The 21,650-nt window shown below is 40.1% G+C and carries 18 protein-coding genes; 8 read left to right on the top strand and 10 right to left on the bottom strand.

Going from position 1 to position 21,650, the window contains the following annotated elements:
• Positions 1-134 precede the first annotated feature (134 nt).
• From glnE to M5E07_RS13605, 4 genes are all read left to right on the top strand, one after another.
• Positions 135-2,894, top strand: a complete 2,760-nt coding sequence (gene glnE / locus M5E07_RS13620) for a bifunctional [glutamate--ammonia ligase]-adenylyl-L-tyrosine phosphorylase/[glutamate--ammonia-ligase] adenylyltransferase (RefSeq protein WP_252220014.1) — start codon at positions 135-137, stop codon at positions 2,892-2,894.
• A gap of 18 nt (positions 2,895-2,912) precedes the next feature.
• Positions 2,913-3,839: a branched-chain amino acid transaminase gene (locus tag M5E07_RS13615; RefSeq protein ID WP_116758602.1), complete on the top strand. Its 927-nt coding sequence runs from the start codon at positions 2,913-2,915 to the stop codon at positions 3,837-3,839.
• 75 nt (positions 3,840-3,914) lie between these two features.
• Positions 3,915-4,808, top strand: a complete 894-nt coding sequence (locus M5E07_RS13610; RefSeq protein WP_252220011.1) for an ELM1/GtrOC1 family putative glycosyltransferase — start codon at positions 3,915-3,917, stop codon at positions 4,806-4,808.
• Between the two features lie 10 nt (positions 4,809-4,818).
• Positions 4,819-5,625: a polysaccharide deacetylase family protein gene (locus tag M5E07_RS13605; RefSeq protein WP_252220008.1), complete on the top strand. Its 807-nt coding sequence runs from the start codon at positions 4,819-4,821 to the stop codon at positions 5,623-5,625.
• On the opposite strand, the gene M5E07_RS13600 is transcribed toward M5E07_RS13605, so the two are convergent.
• Together M5E07_RS13600 and M5E07_RS13595 are read right to left on the bottom strand one after the other, a co-directional pair.
• Positions 5,626-6,558 carry a glycosyltransferase family 2 protein gene (locus M5E07_RS13600; protein ID WP_252220005.1) on the bottom strand — a complete coding sequence of 311 codons (933 nt, stop codon included), beginning with the start codon at positions 6,556-6,558 and terminating at the stop codon, positions 5,626-5,628.
• 4 nt (positions 6,559-6,562) lie between these two features.
• The gene (locus M5E07_RS13595) at positions 6,563-7,264 is read right to left on the bottom strand and encodes an ELM1/GtrOC1 family putative glycosyltransferase (RefSeq protein ID WP_252220003.1); all 702 of its coding nucleotides are present in this window, start codon (positions 7,262-7,264) and stop codon (positions 6,563-6,565) included.
• Between the two features lie 449 nt (positions 7,265-7,713).
• Here M5E07_RS13595 and M5E07_RS13590 point away from each other — a divergent pair, with 449 nt between their 5' ends.
• The gene (locus tag M5E07_RS13590; protein ID WP_252220001.1) at positions 7,714-8,778 is read left to right on the top strand and encodes a glycosyltransferase family 4 protein; all 1,065 of its coding nucleotides are present in this window, start codon (positions 7,714-7,716) and stop codon (positions 8,776-8,778) included.
• Positions 8,779-8,825: 47 nt separating this feature from the next.
• Here the strand turns inward: M5E07_RS13590 and M5E07_RS13585 are convergent, their stop codons facing one another.
• The 5 genes from M5E07_RS13585 to M5E07_RS13565 all read right to left on the bottom strand — a co-directional run bounded on the left by M5E07_RS13585 (position 8,826) and on the right by M5E07_RS13565 (position 14,204).
• The gene (locus M5E07_RS13585; protein WP_252219999.1) at positions 8,826-9,923 is read right to left on the bottom strand and encodes a glycosyltransferase; all 1,098 of its coding nucleotides are present in this window, start codon (positions 9,921-9,923) and stop codon (positions 8,826-8,828) included.
• Positions 9,924-9,938: 15 nt separating this feature from the next.
• Positions 9,939-10,157: a hypothetical protein gene (locus M5E07_RS13580; RefSeq protein WP_252219997.1), complete on the bottom strand. Its 219-nt coding sequence runs from the start codon at positions 10,155-10,157 to the stop codon at positions 9,939-9,941.
• A gap of 140 nt (positions 10,158-10,297) precedes the next feature.
• Positions 10,298-11,182, bottom strand: coding sequence for a lysophospholipid acyltransferase family protein (locus M5E07_RS13575; RefSeq protein WP_252219995.1), 885 nt, complete (start codon positions 11,180-11,182; stop codon positions 10,298-10,300).
• Positions 11,183-11,490: 308 nt separating this feature from the next.
• A complete protein-coding gene (gene aspS, locus M5E07_RS13570; protein WP_252219993.1) occupies positions 11,491-13,278 on the bottom strand; it encodes an aspartate--tRNA ligase in 1,788 nt (595 codons plus the stop codon).
• Positions 13,279-13,439: 161 nt separating this feature from the next.
• Complete coding sequence (locus M5E07_RS13565) at positions 13,440-14,204, bottom strand: DUF4184 family protein (RefSeq protein ID WP_252219990.1); 765 nt, start codon at positions 14,202-14,204, stop codon at positions 13,440-13,442.
• Between the two features lie 159 nt (positions 14,205-14,363).
• On the opposite strand from M5E07_RS13565, the gene znuD reads away from it, so the two are divergent.
• Positions 14,364-16,433 carry a zinc piracy TonB-dependent receptor ZnuD gene (znuD, locus tag M5E07_RS13560; RefSeq protein WP_252219988.1) on the top strand — a complete coding sequence of 690 codons (2,070 nt, stop codon included), beginning with the start codon at positions 14,364-14,366 and terminating at the stop codon, positions 16,431-16,433.
• 105 nt (positions 16,434-16,538) lie between these two features.
• Entirely contained in the window at positions 16,539-18,002 is a 1,464-nt protein-coding gene (locus M5E07_RS13555) for a phospholipase D family protein (protein WP_252219985.1), read from the top strand.
• 79 nt (positions 18,003-18,081) lie between these two features.
• On the opposite strand, the gene M5E07_RS13550 is transcribed toward M5E07_RS13555, so the two are convergent.
• Positions 18,082-18,534, bottom strand: coding sequence for a hypothetical protein (locus M5E07_RS13550; RefSeq protein WP_116761591.1), 453 nt, complete (start codon positions 18,532-18,534; stop codon positions 18,082-18,084).
• A gap of 216 nt (positions 18,535-18,750) precedes the next feature.
• On the opposite strand from M5E07_RS13550, the gene M5E07_RS13545 reads away from it, so the two are divergent.
• Positions 18,751-19,122, top strand: a complete 372-nt coding sequence (locus tag M5E07_RS13545) for an RcnB family protein (RefSeq protein WP_252223840.1) — start codon at positions 18,751-18,753, stop codon at positions 19,120-19,122.
• Between the two features lie 83 nt (positions 19,123-19,205).
• On the opposite strand, the gene M5E07_RS13540 is transcribed toward M5E07_RS13545, so the two are convergent.
• On the bottom strand, positions 19,206-19,703 hold the full coding sequence (locus M5E07_RS13540; RefSeq protein WP_116761587.1) for a phosphate-starvation-inducible protein PsiE: 498 nt from the start codon (positions 19,701-19,703) through the stop codon (positions 19,206-19,208).
• Positions 19,704-19,820: 117 nt separating this feature from the next.
• Positions 19,821-21,602: an acyl-CoA dehydrogenase C-terminal domain-containing protein gene (locus tag M5E07_RS13535; RefSeq protein WP_252219982.1), complete on the bottom strand. Its 1,782-nt coding sequence runs from the start codon at positions 21,600-21,602 to the stop codon at positions 19,821-19,823.
• Positions 21,603-21,650 lie beyond the last annotated feature (48 nt).

Raw genomic sequence — 21,650 nt, 5'->3', positions numbered from 1 at the left:
AAAAGAGCCATTGATGGTCGAATCAGGATTAAAACAGCAATGATGAGTCCAGATATTAAAATTAAGATGTCATGAAGCTCGATGGCTTAAAAAAGTTGAATCAGGCATGTGCCAAAGAAGGAGAGTAGCTCTTGATGAACGCTGAACAATTGCAAAAAACGTTGTGTGCGAGCCAGTATGCAGAACAGGTCTTGGCAATCCATACAACCTTATTAGAACAAGATTATGGCGTTGATCAGTTTCAGACTTCATTAACCACCCCACAAATTTTTGCACAAGTTCACCAAGAATTAGACAACGTAGAAGATGAAACCACATGGCTACGCTTAAGTCGAATTTTGCGGGCACGCCTTATGTTTCGCTGGATTTGGCAAGATGCGAACCAATTGACCGATGTTGTGACCTTAACACGGGAGTTATCTGATTTTGCGGATGCGATGGTTTGTGCGGCGAAAGATTTTGCGCGTAAACCTCTGGTTGCTAAGCATGGCGAGCCAATAGGCTATAGTGGTAAAGTCCAAGATTTGATCGTGATTGCCATGGGAAAACATGGTGCACAAGAGTTAAACCTATCGAGTGACATCGATCTGATTTTTGCCTTCGATGAGCAAGGTGAAACCAATGGACGTAAATGCATTGATGTTCAGCAGTTTTGTATTCTTTGGGGGCAAAAGCTGATTTATTTACTGGATCACATGACTGCCGATGGTTTTGTGTTCCGTGTGGATATGCGTCTGCGTCCGTGGGGAGATGGGTCTGCGCTCGCAATTAGCCATGTGGCTTTGGAAAAATATTTGAGCCAGCACGGACGCGAATGGGAGCGTTATGCTTGGATTAAAGCGCGTATTGTGACGGGGGGCAAGGAAGGTGATGAGCTACTTGCCATGACGCGTCCATTTGTATTCCGACGCTACGTTGATTACACCGCATTTGAAGCTATGCGCGAAATGAAAGCCATGATCGAGCGAGAAGTGGCGCGTCGTAATATTGAAGATGACATTAAACTGGGTGCAGGTGGGATTCGTGAAGTCGAATTTATCGTACAAGTTTTCCAATTAATTTATGGCGGTTCAAAACTCGAGTTGCAAGATCGTCAATGTCTGGTGAGTTTGCATCATTTGGGTGAGGTCGGATTACTTGACCCACAAGTGGTGATTGAACTGGAAGATGCCTATTTATTTCTGCGTCGAGTAGAACATGCCATTCAGGCCTTAAATGATCAACAGACGCAATCTTTACCCTATGAGTCTGAACTGCGCCAACGTATGGTAGAAACTTTGGGCTATGCTGACTGGCAAGCATTTCTGGATGTGCTCAATCAAAAGCGCGCTAAAGTCATTTATCAATTCGAGCATTTGATTAAAGAAAAAGAACCTGACCCATTGGTCGAGAGTTTTGGTCAGCTAGAACAACGTTTACAAGCCGTACTGGATGATGATGCCAAAAATTTAGTGCATGAATTTTGGTATGGCAATGCTTTGAAAAAACTGCCTGCAAAAGCTGTACAACGTTTGAAAATGTTCTGGCCGCATTTGATTGAGGCAATTTTAGAGTCGGATAAACCACAAACGGCTTTATTGCGTTTAATGCCTTTGGTCGAATCGGTAATGCGTCGTACTGTGTATCTGGTGATGTTGATCGAAAGTAAAGGTGCGCTACAGCGTTTAGTCAAAATGGCCACTGTGAGTCCGTGGATTTGTGAAGAATTGACGCATTATCCCGTATTGCTAGATGAATTTTTATCGATGGATTTTGAATTGCCCCGCCGTCAGGATTTACAAGATTCATTACGTCAGCAATTACTGCGCATTGAACTGGATGAAGTCGAAGACCTGATGCGAGTGTTGCGTCTATTTAAAAAATCTAATGTTTTGGCAGTAGCAGCCAGCGATGTTTTAGCTGAAAGTCCACTCATGAAAGTCTCTGATGCCTTAACCGATATTGCTGAAGTGTCTGTGAATGCAACTTTGAACATGGCATATCAAATGGTTGCGAAAAGACATGGTTTTCCACTCGATAATGAAGGGCAGCGCTGTGCCATTGACCATATGGCTTTTGCCGTTGTGGGCTATGGTAAGCTTGGTGGCATTGAGTTGGGCTATGGTTCAGACTTGGATCTGGTGTTTATTCACTATATGGATGAACAGTCAGATACCGACGGACCAAAATCTATCAGTGGTTTTGAATTTGCCATGCGTGTGGCGCAAAAGTTTATCTCATTGATGACGACACAAACTTTAGATGGTCGGGTCTATGAAATTGATACCCGCTTGCGTCCTTCGGGGGAAGCAGGTGTGCTTGTCACCAGCTTAAAAGCATTTGAACAATACCAGCTTAAAAATGCGTGGTTGTGGGAACATCAGGCATTGGTACGCGCACGCTCGATTGCAGGTGAAGAAACGTTGCGAGATAAGTTCGAGCAACTGCGCTGTCGCATCTTAACGCAACCAAGAGATGAGGCAAATGTGCGCGAAGAAGTACTCAAAATGCGCCAAAAAATGAAAGACCATTTAGGCTCTTCTAAAGAACAGCAAAAAGATGGAATTTTTCATTTAAAACAGGATGCAGGTGGTATCGTTGATATTGAATTTATGGCACAGTATGCTGTGTTAGCCTGGAGTGGGTCGAATTCCGATCTCGCCCACTACTCCGACAATGTACGAATCCTTGAAGACGCTGCAAAAGCAGGTTGCTTATCCAGTAACGATGCAACAGCATTGATTCAAGCTTATCTCAGTGAACGAGCCGAGAGCCACCGTTTAGCGCTTGCGAATCAATCCATGCAAGTCAATGCTGCGGACTGGCACAATACCCGCGTGATCGTTTGCAAGTTATGGCAAAGATTAATAGATCCAACCGCTACGGCTATGTTGGATAAAAATGACAGTATATAAAAATTTGGAGTGTGTGCCATGAATTTGGCTGATCGTGATGGTTTTATTTGGCAAGATGGACAATTGGTTGATTGGCGTGAAGCGAAAGTTCACGTTTTAACGCATACTTTGCACTACAGTATGGGTGTCTTTGAAGGTGTGCGTGCTTACGAGACACCAAAAGGTACAGCGATTTTCCGTTTAAAAGACCACACTAAGCGTTTGCTTAATTCTGCAAAAATTTATCAAATGAAAGTTCCATTTGATCAAGCGACGCTAGAACAAGCTCAAATTGATGTGGTTCGTGAAAATAAATTAGCATCTTGCTATTTACGTCCGTTAATCTGGATTGGTTCTGAAAAACTAGGTATTGCAGCGACCAACAACACCATTCATGCAGCAGTTGCAGCATGGGGTTGGGGTGCATATTTGGGTGAAGAAGCTATGGCGAAAGGGATTCGCGTAAAAACTTCTTCTTTCACGCATCACCATCCAAACGTGACGATGTGTAAAGCAAAAGCATCTGGTAACTACACCTTGTCAATTCTTGCTCACCAAGAAGTTGCACATTCTGGTTATGATGAAGCAATGTTAATGGATCCTCAAGGTTATGTATGCCAAGGTTCTGGCGAAAACGTATTCTTGATTAAAGATGGCGTGTTACATACCCCAGATATCTCTGGTGGTGCGCTTGACGGTATTACACGCCAAACCGTAATGACGATTGCTAGAGATCTTGGTTATCAAGTTGTTGAGCGTCGTATTACACGTGACGAATTCTACATTGCCGATGAAGCATTCTTTACGGGTACTGCTGCGGAAGTAACGCCAATTCGTGAATATGATGACCGTCAAATTGGTTGCGGTGCACGTGGTCCGATTACAACTGAAATTCAAAAGACTTACTTTGATGCAGTTCAAGGTCGTAACGACAAATATGCACATTGGTTGACTTACGTAAACTAAGTTGATCGGTTAAGATCAAAAGGCGAGACTTCGGTTTCGCCTTTTTTTATTGAAATTTTATCATGGTTTAAGTTTATGCATATTGTCTATGTTAGTGATGGAAAGGCGGGACACCGTTCACAAGCACTCGGCTTGTTTAAAGCTATACAAAGACAATCCTCAGAAACGGTCAGCTTTGAAGAAATCTCGATAGAAGATTTAGCTTTATTTCCACTTTTGCTCGGACTATTCCGTAGATCTATTCCACAGCTCAAAACTGCACCCGATTTTATTTTTGGTGTTGGCAGTCATACCCAATTACGCGTGTTGTTGCTTGGGAAAATTTATACTCAGGCCAAAACTGTGATTTTAATGAAACCGAATTATCCATTCGCTTGGTTCAATTACAGTGTGATTCCAGAACATGATGGCATTTCAGCCTCTGATCGGGTGATTGTGACCCAAGGGGCACTGAATCCAATTGTGAATGAACAGCGCCACCAATCGGGGCGGATTTTAATTGCACTGGGTGGTTCATCTAAACGCCATCAATGGCATGAGGATAAAGTCTTTGCATCGCTTGAACACATTGTGAAGCAACATCCGAATAATGAAATCATTATTACCACTTCGCGTCGAACACCTGAGCCGTTTGTTGAACGTTTGAAGAGATATACTTTTTTACCTCATGTGCACTTTTTTCCTGTAGAACAGACGCCGCAAGGCTGGATTTTTGAAGAAATGCAAAAGGCAGAGGCGGTTTGGGTTACGGAAGATAGCATTTCGATGATTTATGAGGCATTGACTGCTGGTTGTCGAGTTGGGGTCATTGCTATGGATCGAACCAAACAGGACCGTATTACGACATCGGTAGATGGATTATTGGCGAAAGGAATTGTCTCGAAATCGCTCTTGTTAGCTCAGTTGCCTGAACCAAATGCTTTTAAAGAAGCAGAGCGTGTGGCAACATATCTTTTAGCAAAAAATTGAGTTTGGTACTGTGATTTATATTCTAATTTTACTGGTTTTACTTATTGTAATGTTTAGTTATAAATATGCGTGGTGGAAACCTGCGGTAGATTGGAAACGACCACGTGTGCTGATGTATCACATGGTACGAGAGCATATTGATGGGGCAAAATTTAATAAGTTGAGAGTTACACCAGAACAATTTGAGCAACAAGTTGCATGGATGAGTGCACAAGGTTTCCATTTTGTTACGATGCAAGAATTACAACAGAATTGGGGACAACACCCTGAAAAAACCGTAGCGATTACTTTTGATGATGGTTATTTGGATAACTTGGAAAATGCATATCCAATTTTAGAAAAATATCAAGCCAAAGCCACCATTTATGTGGTGGTTGATCGGCATGATCGTGACTGGTCGACTTATAAAAAAGCACACCATAATAGTGGTGAACTCATGCGTGAACCAAAATTGAATGATGCACAGGTTAAGCAATTAGCAGATAGTGGGCTGATTGAAATTGGTTCGCATACGCTCACACACGCTAATTTAAATGAACTGGATGATGCAGATTGTTTACGTGAACTGGTTGATGCAAAACAGCAACTTGAACAACTGATAGCTCAACCAGTCACCAGTTTTGCTTACCCATTTGGGATTTATTCAGATAGAGACGTGAAACTGGCTCGGCAGGCTGGGTATAGTAATGCAGTCACGACTGTAGAAGGTATTGATGGTTTACAACCAGACTTTATGCAACTGCAACGTATCAAAATTAGTGGGAAAGATTCACTTTTTGCGGTTAAATTGCGAATGAAATTAGGTAAAAGAGCGTAATTACGCTCTTTGGTTAATTTTACGTACAGGATTTAATTGATTAAAATATATGGTGAGCTTTTGATGGTGTTTATTCCAGGTTTGAATAGGGTTAATCTGCGCAGCTAAATACATCAGAAAGTCAGAAAACTTTTTTTGTGGTGTATGACGAATACTTTTCCAGTATGTTGAAAGTGCTTTTTTAGTTAATAACTTTTTATCTTGTTCATTTAGATCAAGGTAATCACGAATAAAGTCATCAATCGTAAAGAACATATCGTGGTGTTGTTGTGCTAAATGGCGTGATAAACGATTTTCTCCACGAATCGCTTTGGTTTCATTTTCATCTAAAAGAACAAAAACACTATGTAAATTGCTAGAAATAATTTTTTGAGAATATTTGGCTAAATTTAGGGCAAGCGACTCATCTTGAATAAATATATTTTCATTACAGCCTTTCGACTTTAAAAATAATTCACGAGTACACATGACACACATCTGCATAATATTATTTTCAAGTACATAGCTTAGGGGAGTTGTACTAGATTCCCAGGTTCCAGTAGTATGTTTTCTAATTTCATTTAAATCGTGAATCTTTACTTTTTCTGCATAACATAAATCTGCTTGCTGTTTTTGCATCTCATGTAAAAACATATTTAAGCGATTTGGAGCTAGGATATCGTCAGAGTCCATGAAAAAAAGATAATCGCCAGTTGCAGCAAATGCACCTTGGTTCAGGCGAACTGCGGGACCTTTATTGTCTGTATTTTGGATAATTTTGACTTTGGGATAATTGACCAATAAGTATTGATAATTAGTTGGCCATTCTGGATCTGTAGAATAGTCATCCACCACGATAATTTCATGTAAATTTTCATCTTCGGGTTGTAGTGAATCGATCGTTCTGTTGAGCAATAAACCCTTATTGTAGTGAGTGAGGATGACTGAGATCATTTTATTATCCTAAATTACGTTTAAAAGCTTGGACAATTGGTCCAGTTAAATCCAAATCTTGGGTATTTTTATACTCTGGACGTTGAAAATTTTCTGCTAAATTTTGTCGCTGCATGAGTTTATGTTGAAGATATTTCTGATTTAAAGGTTCTAAAACAGACTCAGAGCTATAAATTGAACAGATAAAACGCCCACTTTGAATGGTTTCAGCTAGCATTGAGGTACTATCTTCTGTGACAAAAATATAAGTGGTCTGTTGAATGAGCTGAACCAGAGATAACGCATTTTTTGTTTGAACTAAATGCAATTGAATATTTTCAGGGATATCAGTTTTTTGAAAATAGCGATCTAAATCCGGTGTGCGGCGTGAATTGGTGATGAGTCCCTTCAGTTGATTTTGAGTACAAAATGCAATAAATTTATCGATGATTTTTTCAAAATCGTCATATGTAAAAGGATGCTCATCTGTCGGGCCACCTAAGATCAATAAAGCTGTTGTTTGGTCGAGTTGGTCCTGTTGCAGATTAATAAAGTCTTTTTTAACTGGTGGGGTGGCAAGCACAACTTGGTCCGAAGCAGTATTTTGTTCTAGTGCTGTAATTGTACAGTTCACCAGTTGTCCATTTACTTTGCGTAAATCACCTGCGTAAAACAATGGAACTTTTAATCTGCGACTGACAAAAATACCATAGAGCAAATTTGGCATGCCTGAACAGATAATACAGTCAATATTTTGCTTTGAATGAATTTTTTTGAAAAAAATGGCTGAGCAAAAATCAAATAAAGGTGGATACCAACTGAGCTTTTTCAAAAGGCTTATTTGCCATTTCTTTATGCTGGGAGTTTCGACTTTATTTAAGATTGTTGTATAAGCTGTTTCTAGGCAGTCATATACGCCAAGACTGGGATTTAGGTGTCCAGCACGTTGGTCGTGAATAAGGAGAACTGCAAGGCTAGGTTTGCTTTTCATCATATTTGAGTGTTTGATCTATCTGCTTTGTATGGTAACAAAATTCTATAATCTTGTCAGAAGTGAGATTTAACGAGAATAGGCAAAGGATTATTTTAAAATAGGTGATGGTTTCTCTTGGTTGAAAATATTAGAATGTGGACCAAATGAACAATTGGTAAAGTTTACCGTAAAGGCTCTTTTTCTTGAAAAAATTAAAAATTATTCACACTGTATATGGCGATGCTTCAGGTGGTCGTTGGCAAGCTATGCTCAATACTTTTGATGCCTTAGCCAGTAAAGGGCATGAGGGTGTCTTGGTATATGGTGAGGAAAATAAGAATTTAAAATCTGAAAATTATCCAAAATTTTATCTCAACAGTTCAGGATTCTATGATCTGTTAGCCTCAGTAAAATTGGCTTTATGGTTGCGTAGTTATCGTCCTGATGTCGTGATTGCCCACAGCGGACGTGCAGTTTATTTATTTAAAAATGCAATGTTTTTTGCACGAATCAAATGTCCTGTAATTGCGATGAATCACAGCCATAATGTGAAAAGAACGGTGAGAGCAGATGGATTTATTCATATTACGCCTTATGTAGCACAGTGTGTTGCAGATGCTTCAAAAAAGAAGGGTATCGATTTAACTAAAAAACCACAGGCTATTATTTCAAACTTAATTCACGTACCAGATAATCTACCATCTTTATCTAAAAGCTTGGGGCAGCCAGTTGTTCTGGGTATCATGACGAGATTGGTAGAATATAAAGGTACACATTTAGCAATTTCTGCGGTAGAACAACTCAAGCGACAAGGATATAAAGTGAAGCTTCTTATCGCTGGAGAAGGCGAGCAGAAAAAGGCTTTAATTCAGCAGGTAAAAGATTTGAATTTAGAAAGTGAAGTAGAGTTTTTAGGCTGGATTGGTGGCAAAGATAAAAGTAAATTTTATAAAGATATTGATATTGCACTCGTGCCTACCATGAATGATACTCAACCTTTAGCCATATTGGATGCTTTTGCATGGGGTAAGCCAGTTGTTGCGAGTGATCATATTAGTGTTGAACAAATTATTCGACAAGGTGAAAATGGTTTGATGGCAAAGTGTGGTGAGGTTGATAGTTTAGCTAACAATATTGCTTTTTTAATTGAACATCCTGAGCAACTTTGTAAAGTTGCTCAAGGGGGATATGTAGATGCTAAAGAAAAATATCAATTTAAAATAATAGCCCAACAGTATGATCAATTTATTACTACTTTAAAATTATAGAATTGGGGAATTTCACTCTAATTAAATTGAGAGTATGCTGATAGTTTTTATTCTATTAATTGAATAAATTGCTTGGCTGTATTTTGAATACTTAATTTTTTCTTAGTGTTGGTTAAGATGGGATAGGGGGATTGCACACATTGTGCTAACTTTTGTGCAAGTTCATCAATGTTTTGCTTTTCAACCAAATATTCTTGCATATCAGTTTGTAATGATAAAATATCAGCAACACCTTGTGAACAATTGTAGGCAACCACTGGGGTATCTAGACATAAGCTTTCTGCGATTACTAAACCGAAAGATTCATAATTTGAAGACATGACCAAGCAGGATGCTTGGGCTATGAAAGGATATGGATCATTGATCCAACCCAAGAAATCAACACGTTCAATAATATTGAGTTTTTCACATAATGCTATAAGTTTAGCTTTATCACTTTCATTACCATCACCAACAATAGCCATCTTTCCAGATAAACAACTTTTAGAAAAAGCTAAAATAGCATGATCGATTTGTTTAATAGATGTTAAACGCCCTACAAAAATGACATCCCATTTTTTTTCTAATTTAGAATAACATTCTGATTGAATAGTAACACCATTTGCAATATGTATGACTTTACTATTGGGTAATAAAAATTGATATTTATTTTGTAGATCTCTATTAACTGTAATCAGATTTTTATGTGCGAAGAGTTTACGAAATTTATATTGATTTTTGATTTGTCGAAAATTTTCTTTAATACGTTTAAATAAGCTTTTAGTTGGACGGTACTCAATCAGTTCCCCATGAATCCAATACCAGACATTTTTTTTCTGGGTCAGATATTTACCCAAATAATAGCCATTATGAAAACCTAGAATAATAAGATCAAATTTTTTTTCATTAATCACCGAAGAAACTATTTTTTGTTCTTGTAAGGATAGTTCTTTGAATTTCCAAAGTTTTCCAAATGCGAATTTAGGATTGATATTTAAATCAATATATTCAATAGATGAATCAACGACTAGAGTATTTTTGCTTGAATTTAAAACAGCAAGAGTTACTAAATTTTCATTGTTTGCTAAAGTGTGCGCCAGTTCAAGTGTTACCTTTTCGGCTCCACCTTTTCCTAAATCATCTACAATAAATAAAATTTTTTTCATTTCGTACTTTATTTATTAATCCTTCTCTGGATTACCCTTCAATACCATGTAAATCAAGCCGACAAAGATGGCAAAGGCCCCCCCTAAACTACTCACACAGAAATACAGAATACGGTCAGAGGTGTCTAAGTTAAATAAACCATTGGCAAGAATATAGCGCATGAATAACCACTGGACGACTGCAAAAACAATTACCACAAGACCACGACGGCGGACTTCAGGACGCATAGCCATAAGCTTGCTCATCTATCTATATAAAACTGGCGGCTATTATGCCACTGCTCAGAATTGATCTCAAATGAATAAAAACAATCAGCTCAATGTTATACAAATTTATATAAATTTGAGCTTTCATTTTTATAATCTACAAAAAGTCAGATCGTGGGTTGTTTACAGTAAACATTGACATTGCCATAACAATTCCTGAAACGTTTGTATGACCAGATATACTGTTCGGGCGCGAGCTGAATCATCTCTTGCATTGCCAGATTTAAGCTGTCCACAGATTGTTGTAAATCTTTTGAAAGAATTGTTTGAGGCAATTCGGTGCAATATACATCAAAACTGGAGAATTCAGGATTACGGATACAGCTTAAGCCAATGACATTGCATTGGGTCTTGGCCGCCATTTTCGAAACCAATGTTGCCGATAGTGTATTTTGCTGGAAAAAATGTGAATAAATTCCGCCAGATGCTTTAGGTAAATGATCAGGCAAAACGACAGTCAGACCACCTTGCTTTAGATGTTTAAAAATTTGACGTATTCCTGTTTCATCTGTTGGTACCAAGGTGGCATTAAATTTCTGTCGGGCATTTAAAATATACCGATTCACGCCTTTTATTTTGTCAGGTTTGTACATGATCATGGGTTGCGTATAAATATTTAACCAAGCATTTAACAGTTCCCAACAACCAAAGTGAGGAACGACCACAATCACGCCCTTTTGATTGGCTAAAGCCTTTTCTAAGAGCTCTGCACCATGAATATTTTTGAGTAAGTCTAGGCTGTATTGAGGTGACATTCCCCAGCATTTTACAAATTCGATATAGGTCATGCATTGGCTTTGAATGCTGAGACGAAGACGCCTTTGTAAGGCTTGCTCATTTAATTCAGGATATGCTAATCGGAGATTAATCGCTGTAATTCGTTTGATGGAGGAGTTTGTATGAAAGAGTAGATAGGCAATCCAAAGCGCGATTCTTTGTAAAAATGACAAAGGTAAAATTGCGATAAATTTAAGCAGGAAATAAATAGCCATATTTTGACTCAAGCATCTTTTTTACAAGAAAGGGTAAGAGAAAATTTTGCAAAGAAACTTAAAATCTATGATAGATAGAATCAAAAAAAGAAGAGCATCTTAAGAGCAAAATGGATTTTTGAATAGCGTAATTAGGGCAAAAACCGTCGCAGCAGAATATTGACTATTGGGGTTTACTCTAAGCGTGATTAAGAAAAAGTTCAAAAGAAAAATAGCAATGATCTGTAAAAATACAATGTCCAAAAAAGTTGTTCATTAAAAAATAAAAAAAACCCTGCACAAGGCAGGGTTTTGAGTGAAGCGAAAGCTTATGCTTCTTTTGCTTCAGCTTTTTGTTTTTCGCGTAAACGAATACCTAAGTCACGCAATTGGTTGGCTTCAACTGGTGCAGGTGCTTGAGTCAATGGGCATTCAGCAGTCTTGGTTTTCGGGAATGCAATCACATCACGAATAGATGATGCGCCTGTCATTAACATGATCAAACGGTCAAGACCAAAAGCTAAACCACCGTGCGGAGGCGCGCCATAACGTAATGCATTGAGTAAGAAGCTGAATTTTTCTTCTGCTTCCTCTTCACCAATACCTAATGCTTCAAAAATGGCTTTTTGCATTTCTAAAGTATAGATACGCAGTGAACCACCACCGACTTCTGTACCATTCAATACCATGTCGTAAGCAACAGAAAGCGCAGCACCTGGGTTGTTCTTCACTTCTTCAACACTTGATTTTGGCAGTGTGAATGGGTGATGCACAGAAGTCCATTTGCCATCATCTGTTTCTTCAAACATTGGGAAGTCAACCACCCAAAGCGGCGCCCACTCACAAGTTGCAAGTTTCATGTCATGACCAATCTTCACACGAAGTGCGCCCATTGCGTCATTTACAACTTTGGCTTTGTCTGCGCCGAAGAATACGATGTCGCCATTTTCAGCACCAACACGCTTCAATAGATCAAGTACGATTGGCTCGATAAATTTAACGATTGGAGATTGAAGACCTTCGATGCCTTTTTCAAGTTCGTTGACTTTGATATAAGCCAAACCTTTCGCACCGTAGATGCCAACAAATTTAGTGTATTCGTCAATCGCACTACGTGGTAGTGAACCTGCGCCTGGCACACGTAAAGCCACAATACGACCTTTAGGATCTTTTGCAGGGCCAGCGAAGACTTTGAACTCAACGTCTTGCATCAAGTCTGCAACATCAACCAGTTTCAATGGAATACGCATATCTGGTTTGTCAGAGGCATAGTCACGCATCGCATCTGCATAAGTCATACGTTCGAATTTATCGAATTTTACATTCAATAATTCGTTGAACATTTTAACCGTTAAGCCTTCCATTAAATCCATGATGTCATCGTCACTCATGAACGATGTTTCAACGTCGATTTGGGTAAATTCAGGCTGACGATCTGCACGCAAATCTTCGTCACGGAAACATTTCGCGATTTGGTAGTAACGATCAATACCACCCACCATCAACAACTGTTTGAACAATTGTGGTGATTGTGGAAGTGCGTAGAAGCTACCATTAGAAACACGGCTTGGCACTAAATAGTCACGTGCGCCTTCAGGCGTTGCACGGGTCAAAATTGGTGTTTCAACGTCAAGGAAACCGTGATCTTCGAAGTAATTACGGATTAAGTTAGTCACTTTAGAGCGGAAACGTAAACGCTCTAACATTTCTGGACGACGGATATCCAAGAAACGATATTTCAAACGAATTTCTTCTGAAATATTGGTATTTTCGTCATTCAAAGGGAATGGCGGAGTTTCAGACTGAGCAAGAACTTCAATGTCTTTACCCAAAACTTCGATTTGACCGCTCACCATATTGGCATTTTCTGTGCCTTCATAACGGCGACGTACACGGCCTGTAATTTTTAATACGAATTCTGAACGTGCTTTGTCCGCAGTTGCGAATGCTTCAGGAGTATCTGGATCAATAACGACTTGAACTAAACCATCACGGTCACGCATGTCGAGGAAGATAACACCACCGTGGTCACGGCGACGATGTACCCAACCGCAAAGGGTTACTGTTTCATCAATTTGGGCTTCGGTTAAAGAACCGCAGTAATGAGTTCGCATCATAGCGTATAAAATCCAACTATATGGGTTAAGGAAGCGCATACGTAAACAGCGTACCGCCTGTAAAGGAAGGATTATGCCTCGTTGATGATTTTGTCACAAGGACTAGATCCAAATTCCACATTATTTCAGGACGTTTCGGTGCAAAATTCGGGAACAAAAGGTTATTTGAAATACTGTTTTTGATCGAAGAACATAAAAATAAGACAGCCTGCGCTGAAGATGACTAAAGCGGCTTGACTAAATTCATTGATGCTTCGCCCGGTAAAATAGTAAAGATCTGCGACCCAGATTTCATGAGAAAAATAACGAGCATAATCCCAAACTGAATAAATACCACTCAGCAACGTTAAGCCACATAAACTCCAAGCATAGAGCTTAATCTTGAGCGAAACTTTTTCTCTTTGTCGGAACTGTTGAAAATAATGGATACACATCCAAACAAGAATGGGTAATGCAGCGATTGATGTGCCAATTTGAAGCACACGATGCACAGGAAAATTCTGCCCGAATAGGGAGATGCTTTGACTCAGGAAATCATGAAAGGCAAAGGTTCTGAAGTCGACATGGGTCAGGCCGTCCCAAATGAGATGGGTACTTACCCCAACCAAAATGCTAATGACAACGCCTACAATAAAACCCATGCTTGTTTTGAGTTGTGTGAGCTGTAATGGATCTTGTAATCCTAAAAAACGATATAACACAGGGCGATAGAGTAAATACCAGAACAGACAAAAAATCAGTCCAATTGCCAAATTCGGATAAATTAAAGCATTCCAGAGATGGGTTTTTCCGCCATCTTGTTGGGTAAAAAGCCGTATCAGATCGGGCGTCATACAACCAATCGCGAGGGCAGCAGTGGGTAAATATCCTTTGCTGAGTTTAGCAAGAGGAGGTGCGAGAACAGCATGAGACAGGGTAAAGGGCATGAAATCTGGTTAATCCCATAATTCGAAATAAGGCGATAAAATAGATATTGCGCTCAAACAGGATAAAGAACTTAGCATGTAGATTCTGTTTTTTATTGCAAAATAATTGCAATGTTATATTATAACAATTAATAGCTTTCACCAGACCAAACCTGACTCATGTTATTTCATAAGAATTTACTTTCCGTTGCGATTCTTGCGGTAATCGCACCTTCTGCATTTGCACAAGATGATGAATCTACGCAAAAATTAGAAACCATTCAAGTGACAGCACATCCTTTGGTACAGACCGCAGTGGATTATTCTGCTGCCGATAATGTTATTAAGAGCGATCAGTTGGCACAAGGCGGTACCACCATAGGTGAAGCATTAAGTGATCAGGTCGGCGTATATTCCAATCAGTTTGGTCCAGGTGCCAGTCGCCCCGTGATTCGAGGACAAGATGCAGCACGTGTAAAAGTCTTGGCAAATGCTTCTGAAACCATGGATGTATCCACTTTATCGCCCGATCATGCGGTGACGGTTGATCCCACTTTGGCCAAGCAAATTGAAATTGTACGTGGCCCATCAACCTTATTGTATGGTGCTGGAAATGTGGGTGGTTTAGTTAATGTCACGGACAATAAGATTCCCACCCAGATGCCAGAGAACGGCTATGAAGGAAAACTTGGTGTACGTTACAACACGGGCAACGATGAAAAGTTAGCTACAGCAGGGGTAACAGTTGGTTTGGGTGATCAAGTTGCATTACGTGTTGAAGGCCTAAAACGCGATGCAAATAATTATATTGCCCCAGATTATGTTCATGAAGGTGAAAAAGAACGTCGTGTAGATAACACTTTTGCGGAGTCTCAAAATGTGACCTTGGGGTTGTCGTGGATTTATGATCGTGGTTTTACGGGAATTTCTTATACCAATCGTCAAGATCAATATGGATTGCCAGGTCATAATCATGAATATGAAAGCTGTGAAGCATCAGGAAATGTACTGATTGGCTGTGGAGAGGGTGAAGATGATCATTCAGCACATGGCGAACATGATTCAGCGCATGACGAGCACGTACATGAAACTGGTCCTTGGGTCGATCTAAAATCCGAGCGTTATGATTTTAGAAGTGAGTTGGCAGACCCATTTGCAGGCTTCCAAAAACTACGTGTACAAGCAAGTTATACCGATTATCAACATGATGAAATTGAAGAAGGTCAAGCTGCCACAACCTTTAAAAGCGAAGGTTATGACACGCGTTTAGAATTGCTGCATAACCCGATTGGGGCATGGGAAGGGGTAATCGGCACGCAGTTTGGTCGTCAAAAACTCGATATTACGGGAGAAGAAGCGTTATTTGCTGGGCCAAGTACCACAGATAAATGGAGCTTATTTGCTTTAGAGCATCGTCAATGGAACGATGTGCATTTTGAACTGGCAGCACGTTTGGATCAGCAAAGTATTGATATTGATTCGCCACAAAAAGATTATGACGATCATGCATTTTCTTATTCAGGTGCAGCAAACTGGGCATTTGCACCGAATTATAAATTGTCTTTGGTGGCCTCTCATCAAGAACGTTTACCGATGGCGCAGGAGCTATATTCACAAGGTAAGCATCTGGCAACCAATACCTATGAGTTGGGCAATGAAAATTTAGCTGTTGAGAAATCGAATAACCTTGAATTGGGTTTCCATTACGATACTGATCGACTGAACTATCATGTTCATGTGTTCCATAACTGGTTTGATGATTATATTTATGCGCAGACCTTAGATCGTTATGAAGATTTTCGTTTAATTCAATATACGCAAGATAAAGCACGCTTTTATGGGGCTGAAGGGGAAATCTCCTATCAACTGTCGCCAATCTATACTGCCACGTTATTTGGTGACTATGTGCGAGGAAAAATTGATGCTGAAGGGGATGCGCCACGTGTTCCTGGTGGCCGTGTAGGAACACGTTTTGATGCTGATTTTGGTGATGGTTTTTCAGGAACTGCGGAATATTACCGTGCCTTCAAGCAAGACAAAATTGCAGTCTATGAAACAGAAACAGATGGCTACAATATGGTAAATCTGGGTCTAGCTTATGCCGCCCGCCTTTCAGATAAAACAGATTATCGGGTTTATGCCAAAGCCAATAACCTGTTAGATGAAACCGTATATAACCACGCGTCATTCTTATCGACACTTCCACAAATGGGGCGGAACTTCACAGTTGGGTTGGAGTTCGGTTTTTAAGGAACTATCAGCTTTTTGAATGGATTCAAGGTGATGTCACACAAAGCCACTTGAAAAATGTGTCAAGAAAACCTAGCCTGAACCTATTGGGTTAGGTTTTTTCTTATGCGTATTTTCCGAAAAATTCATCATAAATTAAATTGGACACCGCAGCGTTATGTTGCGGTGATTGTCAGTTTCTTGGCACTGGGCTATTTGGCTTCAGGGATTTATCATACGCTAAAGCCATTACCCGAAGGTTTAAATTACACAGGGAAACTACGGCATGCCCAAGTGAAGTTTTTAGCGGATCAGACTTATTTAACCCGTGATGGCAAACAGCAGCAACAGCATGTCATTTTTAATGAAATGTTAAAAATGATTGATGAAGCCCAAACCACCATTGTATTGGATATGTTTTTATTCAATAAAGAAGTGGGTGAGTCGAAGCTGCAACAGCAAGCTTTAACCCAACAATTAACCGATGCCTTAATTTCGAAACGCCGTCAGTTTCCGCAGGTTGAAATTAAATTTATTACCGATCCCATTAATTCAGTCTATGGTGGCGTAGCGCCTGAACATTATCGTCAACTGCGTCAGGCAGGCATTGATGTGATTGAAACCGATTTGCGTCCACTCCGGGCATCAAATCCAACTTGGTCAGGTTTCTGGTATTTGTGCTGTCAAAATGCAGGCAATAATCCCGAAAAAGGTTGGTTGCCAAATCCATTCGGTAAAGAACCAATTACCTTACGCAGTTATTTTAATTTGTTTAATTTTAAAGCCAATCATCGTAAAACTTTGGTGGTGGATACTGCACAGGGGTGGAAGGCTTTAGTCACTTCGATGAACCCACATGATGGCAGTTCGCGACATTCTAATATCGCTTTAGTGGTGACGGGAAATACCGCCATCGATATTTTAAAGACTGAGCAAGCGGTCGGTCGAATGTCTGGTGGTGACATGCCTGTGATTATTCTGGGTGAGTTTGAAGCCGCCAAAACAGAACCCCAAGTGCAAGTCTTGACGGAACAAGCAATTTTAGATGCGACGTTAAACTTAATTACGACTGCAAAAAAACACGATCAGATTGATTTGGCAATGTTCTATTTATCTGAACGACAAATTATTCAAGCCCTTATTGCAGCACAGGAGCGTGGTGTGCAACTGCGGGTTTTACTTGACCCGAATAAAGATGCTTTTGGACGTCAAAAAAATGGCATTCCAAACCGTCAGGTGGCATCGGAGTTACATGAAGCGGGCATAGCTGTGCGTTGGTGTAATACCCAAGGTGAACAATGCCACAGTAAAATGATTGTGAAGCGGAGTGCGAATAGCAGTGAGATGATTTTAGGTTCAGCCAATTTTACTGCGAGAAATATTAAAAATTATAATTTAGAGACAGACTTGCGTGTATTGGGTTCGACTCAGGCCCCAGTGTTCCAAGATGCGAATCAGTATTTTAATACAGCATGGTCAAACCTTGAAGGGAAACAAATGAGTGTGGACTATACCAAGTACGCGGATGACTCGAAGTTGAAATATGCGTTGTATCGTTTTATGGAATGGAGTGGTTTATCGACGTTTTAATTTTTAATCCCTGCTAACCTCCCTTTATTTAAAGGGAGGGAATTCCTGATTTAGATCAGGAATTGAGAGGGGGTGTTGTTTATACCTGAGGATTTGGTGGAATGATTTGATCCAGCTCTTTGTCGGTCATATTGTCTAATTCATGTAGATCCGTTTTGATTTTCCACTGCGTTTCATCTTCGACAGGTTGTGGTAAACGGGCTTCAAGCCAGTCACAAACCACATCGGGTGGAAAATCTGGGTGATTACATTGAATGACCCACGCCAGAAATTCCTTGGCTTCACCATTCATATAAGGTGGAGGCGAAACTGGAAGAAATTGCGTTGGTAAACGTTCATTGGTTGAAATGTAATTCAGTACATGTCCTAGTTCTTGAACGGTTTGCCATGCAAGAGGATGATCGACATTAATTTGGAATTTAAACCACCACGCATGTTGACCGTCTGTTCCATAAGAGTCGATTAATCTTTTTTGTACGCTCGGTACTTTTGAGAAAAATTGATGCAGTCGTTCAAAGTTCAATTCCGCCACAATGTTCCACCTAATCCATGAAAAAAATTATTTTAACATAAAGCGTAGCAATCAAAATTCACATTCAGAGCAGGAATAACATCCTGTACAAATCTTTGCCCAGCCTGCTATTTTTATGCATGCTTGGGTATAAACTTAGGTTAAAATATCAACAAATATCATTGGGAGCAGCAGATGAAAGTGAAGTCCTGTTTTGCATGTGGGATAGTCATCTTGATGCTGAGTTCTAACTATGCCTTCGCAGATGCCAATGGCTGGTCAAACTATCAGGGCACCAGTACCAAACGCCCGAATTATCGACCTTATCCACCGCAACCGCCTTATCCAAACCGACCTTATCCGCCACAGGATCATCGGCCACCCAATTGGAATCGACCACAAGCCAATGTCAGTATTAATTTACAGGCGCCTACTTATACTCAATACAATCATCAAAGTACCAGTTATGTTTTTGGTGATGCCAATTCGCGCATTGAAAGTTCAAATTATCGGATTATCAATGATTGGCAACGTTTAGGATTACCTGAACCGCCACAAAACATGTACTGGATCTTTGAAAATGGTCGCTATGTATTAGTCCCAAGATAGAGAAAAAACTTACCAACTTCCGATTTTCACGCAGCCACAGAGGTCATGCTCGAAAGTAGGTAAGCTAGATTTACAAGATTCAATTAAGCCAATTCATCATCTTCAGGGCGCGGGGTTTTACCTTGAGGTAAGGGTTGATCTTGATGTTTATCACGCATGACGGAAGGAAACGTCCATGACGCATAACGCACAATTAAAATGGCTAGCGCAAGAATCAAGATTGAACCTGTAATAATTACCAAGTCCATATCGGCTTTATGATCGTGTTGAATATCTGAAATTAAAAGACGGGTGAGGGCGGTAATTGCCACATAAATCAGAAAGCGGACAGGCATGTGATTGGTTTTAAAATAAATGCCAACCATGGCACCCAATTCTAAATAGATAAATAACAACAGAATATCGTCAATGGTGGCGTATTGTTTGACGGTGAGGATTTCGATTACGGTATGAACGGCGGACCATGCCACCATACAGCCAATAATGAATAGGGCAATGTAGTGAAAGCTTTCAACTGCTAAATTGCCTAATCGGTCGAGGAGGGTTTCAATTTTAACCACTTTAGTATCTCGTTCAGACATCTTTACCTCCTATTATTTGAAATAACAACTTATTCAATCATAAGCAAATTTCATGCACATGAACATTGTGGCATAAAAAAACGCCTGACAGAGCAGGCGTTTTTTTACACTTAAGGATTATGCTTGGCTAGTGAAGTAATTTTCACTGAAATTCATAATCAAGTCAGAACCTGCTTTTACTTTAGCAATACGCATGTCTAATTCTGGAAGAATACGTTGTGCGAAGTATTGAGCAAGTGCCAATTTGTTTTGGAAGAACTCGCCATCTTTGTCTTTTGCTGCATTGGCAATGCGAGCAAACATATAAGCGAAGCTGAGTAAGCCCACAGCATGTAAGTAGTCTACTGCTGCTGCATTTGGGAATTCTACGCTTTCAGCCGCTTGAGCAAGTACGAATTGAGTCAGGTCGGCAATTTCTGTCGCTGCATCCAAAGTTGCGTCTTTAATGAAGTTTAAGTCCGCATCTAAACTATTAGCGAAATCACGAATTTCTTCGATGTATTCTGCAATGTAGGCACCGTTACACTTAATGGTTTTACGACCGATCAAGTCTTGAGATTGAACGCCATTGGTTCCTTCGTAGATTTGTGCGATACGTAAGTCACGAACACATTGTTCCATACCCCATTCACGGATATAACCATGACCACCGAAGCACATTTGTGCATCAAGCGTTGCTTGGAATGCAGTGTCAGTTAAGTAAGCTTTCGCAATTGGTGTAAGAAGTGCAACGCGGTCATTGGCTTTTTTCACCGCTGCCGCATCAGTCGAGAATTTGGTGATGTCTAACTGTTGACCCACATACACAGCAAATGCACGAGAAGCTTCGTTGTTGGCACGTACGTTTAACAACATACGACGTACATCACCATGCACCAAAATACTGTCTGCTGGTTTGTTTGGAGATTTCACACCAGAAGCGCTACGACCTTGTAAACGATCCGTCGCATATTGTGCTGCATTTTGGTAAGCAAATTCAGATGCGCCAAGACCTTGAATACCCATTGATAAACGTTCGTAGTTCATCATGACGAACATTGCTGCAAGACCTTCGTTTTCTTTACCGACGAGGTAACCTTTTGCACCGTCAAAGTTCATGACGCAAGTTGCAGAGGCTTTGATCCCCATTTTGTGTTCGATTGAACCTGGACCAGCAGCATTACGCTCACCCACTGAACCATCTTCGTTTACCATGAATTTCGGCACGATGAATAATGAAATACCACGTGAACCCGCAGGTGCATCTGGAGTTTTCGCCAACACCAAGTGAATGATGTTTTCAGCTAAGTCGTGGTCACCGCCAGTAATGAAGATTTTAGTACCCGTAATGTTGTAAGTACCGTCTTCGTTACGTTCAGCTTTAGTTTTGATAATGCCTAAATCTGTACCTGAGTGGGGTTCTGTTAAGCACATGGTGCCTGACCATTCACCAGAGTAAATTTTAGGTAAATAGGTTTCTTTTTGCTCTTGAGAGGCATAACTGTTCAGTGCCATACCAGCACCCACAGAAAGTAATGGGTAAAGCATGAAAGAAGGGTTGGTTGCGAATAGCATTTCGTCAGAAAGTACAGTCAGCATTTTTGGCATGCCTTGACCACCCCATTCTTCTTCTGCACCTAAACCAATCCAGCCACCTTGGGCATATTGCTTAAATGCTTCTTTGAAACCAGCAGGTGTCGTTACTGTGCCATTGTTATAAGTTGCACCTTCCTCATCACCTGTACGGTTTAGCGGAAGCGTTACATTTTGCGCAAATTTTGCCATTTCTTCCAAAATAGCTTCTGCAGTCGCGGCATCTAAATGCGCTAGATTTTCGTTCGACTGCCAGAATTGTTCTGCGTTAAAAACATCATTTAAGATGAATTTCATATCTGCAAGCGGTGCGTTATAAATTGGCATAGTTAGTTCACCTTTGTTGTATACATCATGTGCTGAATGTGGAATAAC

The organism is Acinetobacter tibetensis (assembly GCF_023824315.1).
In the GTDB taxonomy this organism is placed as follows: Bacteria; Pseudomonadota; Gammaproteobacteria; order Pseudomonadales; family Moraxellaceae; genus Acinetobacter; species Acinetobacter tibetensis.
The sequence above is the reverse complement of the archived record's forward strand: the minus strand, read 5'-3'. Positions and strand labels throughout refer to the sequence as shown.

Coding starts and splice junctions, on each gene's coding strand:
- M5E07_RS13615 (WP_116758602.1), top strand. CDS start 2,913: ATGAATTTGGCTGATCGTGATGGTTTTATTTGGCAAGATGGACAATTG.
- M5E07_RS13555 (WP_252219985.1), top strand. CDS start 16,539: ATGCGTATTTTCCGAAAAATTCATCATAAATTAAATTGGACACCGCAG.
- aspS (WP_252219993.1), bottom strand. CDS start 13,278: ATGATGCGAACTCATTACTGCGGTTCTTTAACCGAAGCCCAAATTGAT.
- M5E07_RS13575 (WP_252219995.1), bottom strand. CDS start 11,182: ATGGCTATTTATTTCCTGCTTAAATTTATCGCAATTTTACCTTTGTCA.
- M5E07_RS13565 (WP_252219990.1), bottom strand. CDS start 14,204: ATGCCCTTTACCCTGTCTCATGCTGTTCTCGCACCTCCTCTTGCTAAA.
- M5E07_RS13580 (WP_252219997.1), bottom strand. CDS start 10,157: ATGGCTATGCGTCCTGAAGTCCGCCGTCGTGGTCTTGTGGTAATTGTT.
- M5E07_RS13545 (WP_252223840.1), top strand. CDS start 18,751: ATGCTGAGTTCTAACTATGCCTTCGCAGATGCCAATGGCTGGTCAAAC.
- M5E07_RS13600 (WP_252220005.1), bottom strand. CDS start 6,558: ATGATCTCAGTCATCCTCACTCACTACAATAAGGGTTTATTGCTCAAC.
- M5E07_RS13610 (WP_252220011.1), top strand. CDS start 3,915: ATGCATATTGTCTATGTTAGTGATGGAAAGGCGGGACACCGTTCACAA.
- M5E07_RS13595 (WP_252220003.1), bottom strand. CDS start 7,264: ATGCCAAATTTGCTCTATGGTATTTTTGTCAGTCGCAGATTAAAAGTT.
- znuD (WP_252219988.1), top strand. CDS start 14,364: ATGTTATTTCATAAGAATTTACTTTCCGTTGCGATTCTTGCGGTAATC.
- M5E07_RS13535 (WP_252219982.1), bottom strand. CDS start 21,602: ATGCCAATTTATAACGCACCGCTTGCAGATATGAAATTCATCTTAAAT.
- glnE (WP_252220014.1), top strand. CDS start 135: ATGAACGCTGAACAATTGCAAAAAACGTTGTGTGCGAGCCAGTATGCA.
- M5E07_RS13585 (WP_252219999.1), bottom strand. CDS start 9,923: ATGAAAAAAATTTTATTTATTGTAGATGATTTAGGAAAAGGTGGAGCC.
- M5E07_RS13540 (WP_116761587.1), bottom strand. CDS start 19,703: ATGTCTGAACGAGATACTAAAGTGGTTAAAATTGAAACCCTCCTCGAC.